Source organism: Mycobacterium sp., from assembly GCF_025965855.1.
GTDB lineage: Bacteria > Actinomycetota > Actinomycetes > Mycobacteriales > Mycobacteriaceae > Mycobacterium.
In genome coordinates this window covers 1-12945 of the sequence record NZ_JAOPWB010000027.1, presented here as the reverse complement: position 1 = coordinate 12945, position 12945 = coordinate 1, and the positions used below count along the sequence as shown (strand labels likewise).

Here is a 12945-nt window from a genome sequence, read left to right as displayed (position 1 = left end):
GCTGGAACTCACGCTCCTTCACCCCTCGTCGCGCAGCACGTCCAGCGCATGCTGCAGATCCGGCGGGTAGGGGCTGACGATCTCCATCCGCCGGCCGTCGGCCGGATGGGCGAAGGCCAGCGAACGCGCGTGCAGCCATTGCCGTTCCAGCCCAAGCCTTTTCGCTAGCTTCGGGTCGGCGCCGTAGACGAGGTCGCCGCAGCACGGGTGGTGCAGGGCGGAGAAATGCACCCGGATCTGATGGGTGCGGCCCGTTTCCAGGTGCACGTCGAGCAGGCTGGCGGCGACGAAGGCTTCCAGGGTGTCGTAGTGGGTGAGGCTGTGCCGGCCGTTAGTGGTGACCGCGAACTTCCACTCGCCGCCGCGGTGCCGCCCGATCGGCGCGTCGATCGTCCCGCTGGACGGATCCGGGTGCCCCTGCACCAGCGCGTGGTAGCGCTTGTCGACGGTGCGCTGCTTGAACGCCCGCTTGAGCACCGTGTAGGCGCGCTCGGAGAGTGCCACCACCATCACCCCGGAAGTGCCGACGTCGAGGCGATGCACGATGCCCTGCCGCTCCGGCACCCCGGATGTGGTGATCCGGTAACCGGCCGCGGCCAGGCCGCCCAGCACCGTGGGTCCGGTCCAGCCGACCGACGCGTGCGCGGCCACCGCCGCCGGTTTGTCGACCGCGACGATGTCGTCGTCGGAATACAGGATCGTCATTCCCTCGATGTCGACGGGCGTGTTTTCCGGCGGCGCCGGCGCGTCGGGCAGGCGCACGTGCAGCCAGGCGCCGTTTGTCAGGCGGTCGGACTTGCCCGCCTGCACCCCGTCCAGTTCCACGCCGCCGTCCTCGGCCAGCGCCGCCGCCGCGGTCCGCGACAGCCCCAGCAGCCGCGCCAGCCCGGCGTCAACACGCATGCCCGCCAGTCCCTCCGGGACGGGCATCGAACGCTCGGTCAACGCTCGACGGCCTTGCGCCGACCCACAATGTCGAAGTCGTAACCGAAGATCGACAGCACCACCAAGAGGATGGCCCCGCCGACCACCGACGGGTCGGCGACGTTGAACACCGGCCACCAGCCAACCGACAAGAAGTCCACGACATGGCCGCGCAGCGGCCCGGGCGCCCGGAAGAAGCGATCGACCAGATTGCCCATCGCGCCGCCGAGGATCATCCCGAGCCCGACCGCCCACCAGGGGGACACCAGCCGCCGTCCCATCCAGAAGATGCCGACCACCACACCCGTCGCGATCAGCGTCAGCACCCAGGTGTATCCGGTGGCCATCGAGAACGCCGCGCCCGAATTGCGCACCAAGGTCCACGTCACGGTGTCGCCGATGATCGACACCGGCTGACCGGGGGGCAGCAGCTTGACGGCAAGCACCTTGGTCACGATGTCCAGGGCCAGCACCACCGCCGCGACCGACAGCAGCAGGCGCAGCCGCCTCGCAGCGGGTTCCTGCCGCCTGACGTCCCCGGGCTCGCCGGCCTCGCCGGGCTCGCCGGCCGAGGTCACCGGCTCTGCCGGTCCCATTGATTGCTCTGGCACTCCCCCATCATCCCTCAATTCGGATGCCGCCTCGCCGGGGCCCGGACGCGGCGTGCGCAATGATTCCAGCATGGCCCGCCTCACCGTCATCGCCACCGGCGGCACGATATCGACCGGCACGGGCGCCGACGGCGTGCGCCGACCGGCCTACAGCGGAGCGGATCTCACGCGACCCTTGAGCAAGGGCCTCGACGTCGACGTCGTCGACCTGCTGGCGCTCGACAGCTCCGAGCTGACGCCGGCCGATTGGGACCGAATCCGTGCCGCGGCGGGAGCCGCGATCGATGACGGCGCCGACGGTGTGGTCATCACCCACGGCACCGACACCATGGAAGAGAGCGCCCTGTGGCTGGACCTCACCCATGCGGGGAACATCCCGGTCGTCCTCACCGGGGCCATGCGCAGCGCCGACGCCCCCGACGCCGACGGTCCCGCCAACCTGCGCGACGCGCTTGCGCTCGCGGCCAGCCCGGCCGCCCGCGGTCTGGGGGTGCTCGTGTGCTTCGCCGGCCGGGTGCTGCAACCGCTGGGCATGCACAAGGTGGCCACCGAGGACCTGAGTGGCTTCGCCGGCGAGCTGGTCGGCATGGTGGACGGAGGCGTGAGGATGACCGGCCCGAAGGTTCGCCCGTATCTCGGCGACCTCGGCGCCGCCGGCGCGCCGAGGGTCGACATCGTGGCGGCATACCTCGGGAGTGACTCGGTGGCGCTGGATGCGTGTGTGGCCGCCGGCGCACGGGGCGTCGTGCTGGAGGCGCTGGGTTCGGGCAACGCCGGAGCGGCGGTCGTCGACGGGGTGCGCCGGCATTGCGGCGACGGGGTGGTGGTCGCGGTGTCCACGCGGGTCCCGGGCGGGCGTGTCAGCGCGGGTTACGGTCCGGGCCACGACATGGCTGCCGCCGGCGCGGTGATGGTGCCGCGGCTGCGGCCGTCGCAGGCCCGGGTGCTGATGATGGCCGCGCTGGCCGCGGGGCTACCCGTCGCCGACGTCATCGACCGCTGGGGCTGACAACGCGTCGGCCTGCAGCGCGTCGGCCTGGAGGCCACTGAGATAGTCGGGCCAGTCCAGGGAGTCGACCGGGTTGGCGCCCGCGAGGTCGCCGGTCCCGGCGGGAAACGTGCGCGCCTGGCCCGGGCCCGAACTGCGGGTCTCGAACCGCACGGTCACCACACCGTGGCCTGCGCCCTGCACCCAGCCGTGCCCGAGTTCGCGGTGCGCCACATCGTCGCCGATCCGCCACGGCGAGGCCTCGGCGCCCGACGCGAACATGGCCTCGGTTGCGGTCTCGACCGAATGCTGGGTGTCCGGTTCCGGTTCCGAGAACTCCAGGTCCGGGAACAACGACTCCTGGCGCACGTCGCTCAGCCCCGAAAACCCAACGCCGAGAAGGCGAATCGGCCCGATTTCGCGCGGGTCGAGGAGCAGCCGGCGCGCCGTCGCGATCAGCGCCCCGGCCTCGGTCGTCGCGTAGGGCAGCGTCGCCGAGCGGGTCAGCGTGCTCATGTCGGCCTTCTTCAGCTTGACCGTGACGGTGCGGGCGCCGCGGCCGTCGCGCAACAGGCGTTGGTGCGCGTGCTCGGCGATCGGGTCGATCGCGTCGCGCAGCTGCTCGAGGCTGGTCAGGTCGGCGGCGAAGGTCGACTCCGAGCTGATCTGCTTGGCCTCGGCGCGCTCGGTGACGGGGCGGTCGTCGATGCCGCGGGCCAGGCGGTGCAGCGCCGGGCCGACCGTCGCTCCCAGGATGTTGGCCACCTCGGCGTCGGTCAGCGCGGCCAGCTCACCGATCGTCTCGATGCCGAGCCGATTCAGCTTCTCCTCGGCGACCGGCCCGATGCCCCACAGCCGCCGCACCGGCAACCCGCCGAGGAGAACTTGTTCTTCGGCGCGCCCGACCACCCGAACGCCATCGGGCTTGGCCAGCGCGGAGGCGATCTTGGCGATCTGCTTCCCCGAGCCCGCACCCACCGACGCGACCAGACCCGTCACGTCGCGCACCCGTCGGCGCAGGCCCTCGCAGAACGCCTCGACGTCCTCGGCCGATGCCCCGGCAAGTTGGGGCGGCTCGCCGAAGGCCTCGTCGAAGGACAGCTGTTCGACGACGGGCACCACGCCGCGCACGGTGTCGAAGACCCGGCGGCTGGCCACCCCGTAGACCACACCGCGCGGCGGCAGCACCACGGCGGTCACGCCGATCAGCCGGCGGGCCTGGTGCATCGGCATGGCCGACCGGGCACCGAACACCCGGGCCTCGTAGCTGGCGCCGGCCACGACGCCCCGGCCGCCCAGGCCGCCGACCAGCACCGGCCGCCCCCACAGGGTCGGTCGGGTGAGTTGTTCGACGGAGGCGAAAAACGCGTCCATGTCCAGGTGCAACACCCACCGGGACTCCACAACTGCAAATGCTATTGGGCTACCGTCGTCGGGTATGGCGATGAACCTCTGCCACCGGCTGTGCTGCAACTCGAACCGTTGGGCCAAGGAAGTTGAGACCCATGTGTTGCCGACGGTTCTCGCCGACGTGGAGCTGGGTGACAACGCCCTTGAGATCGGCCCCGGATACGGCGCATTTTTGCGCGTGCTGGTGGACAAGACGCCGAAGCTCACCGCGGTGGAGATCGACGCCCCGTTGGCGGAGCGGCTGCAGCGGCTCCACGGCGGTCGCGCGCGCATCATCAACGGCGACGGCACCGATACCGGGTTGCCGGACAACGAGTTCAGCTCGGTGGTGTCGTTCACGATGCTGCACCACGTCCCGACCGCCGAGCTGCAGGACCGGTTGTTCGCCGAGGCCTTCCGCGTGCTTCGGCCAGGCGGCGTCTTCGCCGGCAGCGACGGCGTGCCGTCCCTGATGTTTCGAATCCTGCATTTCCGCGACACCTGCAATCCGGTGCCGCCGGAGACGTTGGGAGACCGCTTGCGGGCGGCCGGGTTTCACGACGTGGAGGTCAAGATCGGCACGGGCAGGCAGCGCTGGCGAGCGGTCAAGGCCGCCTGATGGGTGACGCGCCGCCATCACGATGGGCGCGGCTGCGCCGCCAATGGGGCGAGCGGCTGGAACCCGGTGAGCAGGCCACCGTTCTGGCCTGGGCGTCATTCACCCTCACCTTCGCCGGGCTGCGCGGACTCACTCACTGGATCCGCGGCGGCCATGGTCCGCCGGGTGGCGGTATGAAACTGGGCGGCAAGCATTTTCACCACTACAACATCGGTATCGGGATGCTGGCGACGGTGGCCGGCGTGGGTCTGCGCGGAACCGAAAAGCAGCGACGACACCCCGCGGCGGCGGTGGCATTCGGTGCCGCGAACGCGATGATTGTCGACGAGCTGGCCCTGCTGCTGGACCTCAAGGACGTTTACTGGGCGCGGGAGGGCCGCCAGAGCGTCGACGTTGCGGTCGCCGTCATCGCTGCCGGCGGGACCGTCGTGGCCGGCATGCCCTTCTGGCCGCACGCCCACCGCGCGCTGCGATCCGGCTAGCGATTGGCCACGGGCGTAACGCCACGGCGAAATCTCGACCGGATTTTCGCCGTGGCGTTACGCCCGCAGTCGACACAAGGGCGAGACCGGCTCAAGTCCGGCCTCGCCCCGTGCCCACCTCTCAGTGATGCTGCTGAATCGGCTGCGGGTGAACCGGCTGCTGCTGAATCGGCTGCGGGTGGACCGGCTGCTGCTGAATCGGCTGCGGGTGAACCGGCTGCTGCTGAATCGGCTGGGGGTGGATCGGCTGCTGCTGGATCGGATGCTGCTGGCATGCGAGGCACTCGATCGGTCCGTGGCCGCCACCCTGCTGGGCACCGCCACCCTGCTGGGCACCGCCACCCTGACCGCCGCTTTGCTGGCCGCCATCCGGCGGCGTGGGCACGGGCACGGGTATGGGCACGGGTACCACCACCGGCGGGATGTTCACCGTCACGTTCGGTGGGGGCGGCGGGGTGTCGTCCCGGTCGGCCGGCAGGTAGGGCGGGGTGTCCCGGTCGGCCGGCAGGTAGGGCGGGGTGCCCGGGTCGGCAGGGGCCGCTGCGACGGTCGGCGCAGGTGCCGGCGCGGGGACCCTCCACACCGGCGCGCCCCCGCCACTGACGGGTCCGCTCGGCAGTTGCGCGGCATTGGGAGGCGTGGCGATCGATGGCGGCGCCGGCGCCACGGGCGGCGGCGCAATCGCGCTGGGAGCCTGCGGCGTCACCGAACCGACACTGGAGTTCGGAACGACGACGGCCGGCTTCTCTTGCTTCGAACCCGTCCCGTTAACGAGCATCATGCCAAGCCCGGCGACGACCCCGAGCCCAGCGACCACCGCCGCGCCCACCAGGACGTTCGTTCCCCGCGATCGCGGCACCGCGGTCAAGGTCGTCGGCGGGAAATCCTCAACGTTTGCGGGCTCCGACAGGAATCCGTCTTCGACCGAGGGGTCGCCCAGCGGGCTCGACGCCCACGCCTCGCCGACCGTGAGGTCCTCGTGCGGGATGGCGGCGAACGTAGCCGACCGGAAGCCTTCGACCGAGGGGGCGCCCAGCGGGCTCGACGCCCACGCCTCGGCGACTGTGAGGTCCTCGTGCGGGATGGCGGCGAAGGTAGCCGACTGGAAGTCTTCGATGGTGCTCATGGCGTGTTCCTTAACTGTGGTCGCGGCCCCGGTTGGGCCGCCGTCACAGGTAGGAGCAGCCACCCCCGATGGCTCGGACACTTTTTTGGAAACCTTTTTCCGCGAAAGTGCAACTACCGACGGCGCCTCTTGGGAAATGCGCAGCTAGCTGCACTTTCGCGGTCAACAGGCATAGCCTGCGGCACGCAGGGCTTCGCGGATCCGAGCCACGAGGATGTCCGGCCGGTTACGCAACAGGTCGCCACTCACCCGAATAATGCGCCAACCTCTGCGCTCCAACTCGGTGAGGCGGTCGATGTCGTCGGCACGAATGCGCGGATCGGTCCAGTGTTGCGCGCCGTCGTACTCGACGCCGACGTACCACTCCTCCCACCCCATGTCGATGCGCGCCAAGACAGCGCCCCAGTCGTTGCGCACCAGAATCTGGGTCTGCGGCCTGGGTAAACCCGCCGAGATATCGCAAGCCTGGTCCGCGTTTCCTGGGGCGATTCCGCACCTGCATCGACCAGTGGCAAGACCCGTCGAAGCTGCTTCATGCCGCGAGCTCCGCGGTGGGCGTCGATCAGCGGTCCAACGTCGTCGACCGTAAGCCCGGTAGCCCGCGCCAACGAATCGACAGCAATGACGGCGGGAACCAGTCCGGGACGCCGGCCCAGGTCGAACGCGGTGCGGGCAGGCGACGTGATCGCCACGCCGTTGACCAGGGTGACCTCACCGGCCGGCAGCGAGTCGTTCCGGGTGACGATCAACGGCGGACGTTTGCGCCCGCAGATGAGTTCCGCCGGTGCGTGAGGATCGATCCACTCCGCGCCGAGTAGGGCAGCCGCGGAATTCCCGGCGACGACCGCCTTCTTTCCGGACCACAGCCAGGCGGCTACCGCTCTATCTTTCGCGGTCAGCCCGCTGTCGCGGCGTTGGTAGACGTTGCGGTAGCTCCGCGTTCAGAACCGTCGCAGCTCACGTTCGTGAACGTACCGGCGACGACCGCTTGCGTGCCGATGAATGGTGTCCCCTTCCCCATCGCCGCAGACTGCCATGGCCCTCCGACAGGGCGCGAAGGTGCAACTACCGACGCCCTTACTCGGGAAATGCGTCGCCAGTTGCACTTTCGCGCTCAAGCTTTAGCGATGGCCACCCGCACCCGGTCGCCGATCTCCGCACCATCGGCGGGCTCGCCGAACTCGAAGCTGGTCGCGAGGATCTCCCCCGCGATCAGGTCGCGGTGCGTCCGCGCCCACTCGGCCCGCTCGGCGGGCACCGACATCACCACGCTGATTCGATCGGACACGTCGAGCCCGGTCGACTTGCGCAGTTCCTGCAGCTCGCGAATCCGGTCCTTGGCCCAGCCCTCGGCCTCCAGCTCCGGGGTCACCGTGCCGTCCAGGACGACCAGACCGGACCCGTCGGGCAGCGCCGCGGTGTAATCCGGGTCGGCCGCCACGAGCCGCGAGCTGTACTCGTCGGGTCGCAGCACCGCAACGCCCGCCGTCAGGGTGCCGTCCGGGTTGACGACGCCTTCCCCCGCCTTGACCGCCTTGATGGCGGCCTGCACGTCCTTGCCCAGCCGCGGCCCGGCCACCCGCGCGTTGACGGTGAGCTCGAACCGGCCATAGGTGTCGATCGCGTCGGTCAGTTCGACGCGCTTGACGTTGAGCTCGTCGGCGATCAGGTCGACAAACGGCCCCAACCGCTGCGGATTCTCCACGGCTACAGTCAGTTTCGGCAACGGCAGGCGCACCCGCAGCTTCTTGGCCTTGCGCAGCGACGAGGCGGTCGAGCACACTTCGCGGACCTGATCCATCGCGGCGACCAGATCGGGATCGGCGGGCAGCGCTTCCGCCGGCCAGTCGGTCAGGTGCACCGACCGCCCAGAGGTCAGGCCGCGCCAAATCACCTCAGTTACCGACGGGAGCAGTGGAGCGGCCAAGCGAGCGCTCACCTCCAGGACGGTGTGCAGGGTGTCGATGGCGTCGACGTCTTCCTCCCAGAATCGGGAACGCGACCGTCGCACATACCAATTCGTCAACGCCTCGGTGAACTGACGCAGCTGCTCGCAGGCCCCCGAGATGTCGTATACGTCCATCGAGTCGGTGAGGCTGTCGCGCAGCTCCGCCAGCTTGGCCAGGATGTAGCGGTCCAGCACGTTGGTCGAATCCGTGCGCCAGTTGCCGACTTTCGGCGCGTAGAGGGCCAGGAAGCTGTAGGCGTTCCACAGCGGCAGCAGCACCTGGCGCACGCCTTCGCGGATTCCCTGCTCGGTGACGATCAGGTTGCCGCCGCGCAAGATCGGCGAGGCCATCAGGAACCACCGCATCGCATCGGAGCCGTCGCGGTCGAACACCTCGGAAACGTCGGGGTAGTTGCGCAGCGACTTGCTCATCTTCTGGCCGTCTGATCCCAGCACAATCCCATGCGCCACACAGGTTTTGAACGCCGGACGGTCGAAGAGCGCGGTAGCCAGCACGTGCAGCGTGTAAAACCAGCCGCGGGTCTGGCCGATGTATTCGACGATGAAGTCACCCGGATAATGCCCGTCGAACCACTCCCCGTTTTCGAACGGGTAGTGCACCTGGGCGTACGGCATAGAGCCCGAGTCGAACCACACGTCGAGCACGTCGGGAATGCGCCGCATCGTGCTGCGACCGCTGGGGTCATCGGGGTTGGGCCTGGTCAGCTCGTCGATGTAGGGCCGGTGCAGATTGGTGGGCCGCACCCCGAAGTCGCGTTCCAGCTCGTCCAGGCTGCCGTAGACATCGATGCGCGGATACGCCGGATCGTCGGACTTCCACACGGGAATCGGCGTGCCCCAGTAGCGGTTTCGCGAGATCGACCAGTCGCGCGCGCCCTGCAACCACTTGCCGAACTGGCCGTCCTTGACGTGTTCGGGATACCACGTGATCTGCTGGTTGAGTTCCACCATGCGGTCCCGGAATTCGGTGACCGCGACGAACCACGACGACACCGCCCGATAGATCAGCGGATTGCGGCACCGCCAGCAGTGCGGGTAGGGGTGCTCGTAGGTCTCGTGCCGGACCAGCACCGCGCCGTTGGCCGCGGCCGGACCGCTCTGGTTCTTCAGGTCGCGGATGATCTGCGGGTTCGCGTCAAAGACGCGCTGCCCCTGGTAATCCGGGACGCTTGCGTCGAACCGGCCCTTCGAATCGACCGGGGTGACGGGCACGATGCCGACCTTGTCGGTGGTGGCCATGTCGTCCTCGCCGTAGGCGGGAGCCATGTGCACGATCCCGGTGCCGTCCTCGGTGGTCACGAAGTCACCGGCAAGCACCTGAAACGCCTTTGCGGTGTCCATGAAATACGGGAACGGCGGAAGGTACCGCGTGCCCAACAGCTCGGCGCCGGTATAGGTGCCCAGTATTTCGGGCTCTTCCCCCAACTCTCGGGCGTAGGCGGCCAGCCGCGCCTCGGCCAGCACGAAACGGCGCTCCCCCGCCCGCACCGCAACATAGGTCACGTCCGGATTGACGGCCACCGCGAGGTTCGACGGCAGGGTCCACGGCGTCGTCGTCCACACCAACAGATAGGCCCCATCCAGCGCTCCGCCCGCGACCTTGAAGCCCACGGTGATCGCCGGGTCCTGGCGGCTCTGGTAAACGTCGTCGTCCATCCGCAATTCGTGGTTGGACAACGGGGTTTCGTCGCGCCAGCAGTACGGCAGCACCCGATAGCCCTCGTAGACCAGGCCCTTGTCCCACAGCTGTTTGAACGCCCAGATCACGGACTCCATGTAGGTGGGATCCAGCGTCTTGTAGTCGTTGTCGAAGTCGACCCAGCGCGCCTGGCGCGTCACATACGCGCGCCACTCGTTGGTGTAGCGCAACACCGATTCACGGCAGGCCTCGTTGAACGCGGCGATTCCCATCGAGTCGATCTGGGACTTGTCGGTGATCCCGAGCTGGCGCTCGACTTCCAGTTCGGCGGGCAGCCCGTGGGTGTCCCAGCCGAACCGGCGCTCGACCTTGTAGCCCCGCATGGTGCGATACCGCGGCACGATGTCTTTGACGTACCCGGTGAGCAGGTGACCGTAGTGGGGCAGCCCGTTGGCGAACAGCGGCCCGTCGTAGAAGACGTACTCAGGGGCGCCGTCACGGCGGGCGATGCTCGCCCGGAAGGTGTCGTCGCGGGCCCAGTAGTCGAGAACCTCGACTTCGAGCGCCGGGAAATCGGGCGCCCCGCCGGCCAGCTTCGGATACGCCTTGACGTCAGCGTTCTCGGTCACGGTCTGTGTCGTCTCCTGGGGCCATCATGCTCAGGCCGGGGACGACGACGCGCAAGGTGCGCGAGCGCCGCGGTACCACCCCGCTTGCCGCGCTTTCACGCGACCGCTCGATCACGGCTGTGACGGGCCTACCCGTTCGGTTCTACTGAGCCTGCCGGCCGTTCTTCCGAAGGCTCCCCGGTGATCGCCGGATCGATGCCACTGGTTCGATTCTACGGAACCTCGCGCTCCAAGGGACTACCCGGCCTCAGGGAAGACCTGCGGCCGGGTAGCGCCTCGGAGCAATAGGCACGGTTGGTCGCTCTCCATCGGACTGCGCCGCGCTTGCGATCGCCACTACGCCGATGGTGGCGACCCGCTGCGCCCGGCTGCGCCGCGCTTGCGATCGCCACTACGCCCGGACTTCGAGCACGCCCACCCGCCACAGGGCCGCGTACACGTGACGCACGCCGATGGTCAAGAAGTGAGCGGCGCCATCCACCAGCGGGTCGGTGATGACGATGGTCGGGCCCTCAACTCGGCGCGTCGCCTTCTCGGGCGCGGGAGCCGGGGCTGCGTCGCGCACCACGGTCAGCTTGCGGGCGGGCGCAACGGTTACCACTTCGTCGTACAGAGCTGCGGTCATGATCGTCTCCTGAGCTTTGCTCGGCGGCCTGGCGCCGAGCGATGGAATCAAAACGTTGATTGGACTGACGTGTCCCATCCCGTTGTGGTTCCGATCCGAGAACGCTTGGCCGGTAAGCCGATTAGCGTTGCGGCGCCTCAGCCGACAACGGCGCGCCGGAGGCCGGATCGGGACGGAACACGGCCCGGACTTCGATCCGGACTATCGCTGGAACTCATACGTCCCTCACCTCCTCGACGATCACGACGCGTGCGGTTGCCCGCGCCATCCACGCGCACCGAAAGGAGTTCAGAATCCGACCACCGGCCGGAGATCCGCACCCCTCTCGTCAGAGCTTTGGCACTACACGACGTGTCCGATATCTCGGAAGCCACCTGGGCTCAACCCTTAAGCCGGGAGGAGCTGTCCTGACCCGGGGCGTCTTTGGACGTTCGGGGTCAGTGGCCTGTATTCGTGTAGACGCCTCACCTAACGAGGTGCATACGCGACCGATCATGCACGACCGGCATAACGCGGTCAATGTGATCTGTGCTGTGTAGCCGGATCTTTATGCAGTCATTACGCGGGCACACAGGATTTAACCAGCTTCAGCGGCGCCGGCGCGCCGGGGCCGCAGCCCGTCAAGCACCAGCGCGACGACGAAATCAGCGACCTGAGCTGCGGTGACGTCGTCGTCGGTGCTCAGCCGCCGGTGCGCCAGCTGCCCAACCAGCGCCGCCAGCGTGTAGGCCACCATGCGCGGCGGGGCGGTCACCACCTCGCCGCGCTCCTGGGCGGCGATGATGAAGGCCTCGATGTCGTCGATGAACCGTTCGTAGATCCCGCCGAGATGCTTTTCGAATCGTTCACCCAGCGCACAAGGGTCGCGGAGCAGCAGCTTGACGGTGGCCCTGTCGGACTCGAAGAACTCCAGCGTCGCCCGCACGGCGACCCGGAGCGACTCCTCTTGCCCGACGTTCGCCGCCGGAACACCCAGCGCCGCAGAGACATGGGCTCGCAACGAGCTCTCCTCGGCGGCCATCAACGCGTGGAACAGCTCGTCCTTGGAGTCGAAGTACCAATACACCGAGCCGTAGGCCAGGCCGGCCCGCTTGGCAATGTCGGCGATCGTCGTCGCATGAAAACCCTTGCGCGCGAACACTTCTTTGGCGGCCACCATGATCTGGTCGCGCCGCTGCGACTTGTCCTCGTCACTGACCGCGCGGCGCCGCCGGGTCGCGCTGGTCACGTATCGACCAGGCCGTCGAGTCGGCCGATGGTGTCGATGAACTCCTCCACCATCTCGAGCACCACCGAGCGCGCCGGGCGCACCCGGTCGAGCGAACCGACCACCTGGCCGACGAAGTACGTCGCCAGCTCGCGCGCCTGGGATCCCGGATGGGTGGCGGCCTGGTTGATGCGCACCTGGGGGCCGGTGACCAGCGCGGTCTGCAGCGGCATGCCGAGCGGATCGGGGGTGTCCGGCCGCGCCCACTCGTCGGTCCAGGCCGTGCGCAGCATCCGCGCCGGCTTACCGGTCATGGAACGCGAGCGCACCGTGTCCGAGGAGCTGGCCGCCAAGAACTTCTCCTTGACCACGGGGACGGTCTCGGCCTCTTCGGTGGTCAGCCACACCGAGCCGCACCACACGCCCTCCGCGCCCAGCGCCAGGGCCGCGGCGACCTGGCGACCGCGGGCGATCCCGCCGGCGGCGAGCACGGGCGTCGGCGCCACGGCATCGACGACTTCCGGGACCAGGACCATGGTCGCCACCTCGCCGGTGTGACCGCCGGCCTCGGTGCCCTGCGCGACGATCAGGTCGACGCCCGCGGCGGTGATGAGCTCGGCGATCTCGGTGAGCTGCTCCGCCGAGCCGGTGCCGGTCTACCGACGCTGGACTACGGCGCCGAGGAAACTCCCGCCGAGGTTTATCCCCGCCTCCAGGCGGCGCAACGGCAGGCCCCG

The 12945-nt window shown here is 68.9% G+C and carries 11 protein-coding genes, 2 pseudogenes and 1 riboswitch; of the genes and pseudogenes, 4 read left to right on the top strand and 9 right to left on the bottom strand.

Going from position 1 to position 12945, the window contains the following annotated elements:
- Positions 1-18: 18 nt before the first annotated feature.
- On the bottom strand, positions 19-945 hold the full coding sequence (locus JWP83_RS02200; RefSeq protein ID WP_297725345.1) for an RluA family pseudouridine synthase: 927 nt from the start codon (positions 943-945) through the stop codon (positions 19-21).
- The gene (gene lspA / locus JWP83_RS02195) at positions 942-1535 is read right to left on the bottom strand and encodes a signal peptidase II (protein WP_297725343.1); all 594 of its coding nucleotides are present in this window, start codon (positions 1533-1535) and stop codon (positions 942-944) included. Before lspA ends, JWP83_RS02200 begins: the two co-directional genes overlap by 4 nt.
- A gap of 70 nt (positions 1536-1605) precedes the next feature.
- Between lspA and JWP83_RS02190 the strand changes: the two genes are divergently transcribed.
- Positions 1606-2544, top strand: coding sequence for an asparaginase (locus tag JWP83_RS02190; protein ID WP_297725341.1), 939 nt, complete (start codon positions 1606-1608; stop codon positions 2542-2544).
- Here the strand turns inward: JWP83_RS02190 and JWP83_RS02185 are convergent.
- Positions 2509-3912, bottom strand: coding sequence for a DNA polymerase IV (locus JWP83_RS02185; protein WP_297725372.1), 1404 nt, complete (start codon positions 3910-3912; stop codon positions 2509-2511). The two genes, JWP83_RS02190 and JWP83_RS02185, sit on opposite strands and share 36 nt — an antisense overlap.
- A 49-nt stretch (positions 3913-3961) precedes the next feature.
- Between JWP83_RS02185 and JWP83_RS02180 the strand changes: the two genes are divergently transcribed.
- Both JWP83_RS02180 and JWP83_RS02175 read left to right on the top strand, forming a co-directional pair.
- Positions 3962-4531, top strand: coding sequence for a class I SAM-dependent methyltransferase (locus JWP83_RS02180; protein WP_297725339.1), 570 nt, complete (start codon positions 3962-3964; stop codon positions 4529-4531).
- Entirely contained in the window at positions 4531-5013 is a 483-nt protein-coding gene (locus JWP83_RS02175) for a hypothetical protein (protein WP_297725337.1), read from the top strand. Before JWP83_RS02180 ends, JWP83_RS02175 begins: the two co-directional genes overlap by 1 nt.
- A 121-nt stretch (positions 5014-5134) precedes the next feature.
- Here JWP83_RS02175 and JWP83_RS02170 read toward each other — a convergent pair whose 3' ends face one another.
- The 6 genes and pseudogenes from JWP83_RS02170 to JWP83_RS02145 all read right to left on the bottom strand — a co-directional run.
- Positions 5135-6139, bottom strand: coding sequence for a hypothetical protein (locus tag JWP83_RS02170; RefSeq protein WP_297725335.1), 1005 nt, complete (start codon positions 6137-6139; stop codon positions 5135-5137).
- A 162-nt stretch (positions 6140-6301) separates the two neighbouring features.
- Positions 6302-7160, bottom strand: a pseudogene (locus JWP83_RS02165) (DUF559 domain-containing protein).
- Positions 7161-7253: 93 nt separating this feature from the next.
- Positions 7254-10376, bottom strand: coding sequence for an isoleucine--tRNA ligase (gene ileS / locus JWP83_RS02160; RefSeq protein WP_297725333.1), 3123 nt, complete (start codon positions 10374-10376; stop codon positions 7254-7256).
- Between the two features lie 391 nt (positions 10377-10767).
- Positions 10768-11001, bottom strand: a complete 234-nt coding sequence (locus tag JWP83_RS02155) for an Rv1535 family protein (protein ID WP_297725331.1) — start codon at positions 10999-11001, stop codon at positions 10768-10770.
- A gap of 313 nt (positions 11002-11314) precedes the next feature.
- Positions 11315-11484, bottom strand: a riboswitch (M-box (ykoK) riboswitch).
- Between the two features lie 94 nt (positions 11485-11578).
- The gene (locus JWP83_RS02150) at positions 11579-12229 is read right to left on the bottom strand and encodes a TetR/AcrR family transcriptional regulator (protein WP_297725329.1); all 651 of its coding nucleotides are present in this window, start codon (positions 12227-12229) and stop codon (positions 11579-11581) included.
- Positions 12226-12813: pseudogene (locus tag JWP83_RS02145) on the bottom strand (NAD(P)H-dependent flavin oxidoreductase); the annotation flags it as partial. The pseudogene JWP83_RS02145 and the gene JWP83_RS02150, both read right to left, overlap by 4 nt.
- On the opposite strand from JWP83_RS02145, the gene JWP83_RS02140 reads away from it, so the two are divergent.
- Positions 12763-12945 (top strand): hypothetical protein (locus tag JWP83_RS02140; RefSeq protein ID WP_297725327.1); only part of this gene is annotated, 183 nt, incomplete at its 3' end. The pseudogene JWP83_RS02145 and the gene JWP83_RS02140 sit on opposite strands and share 51 nt — an antisense overlap.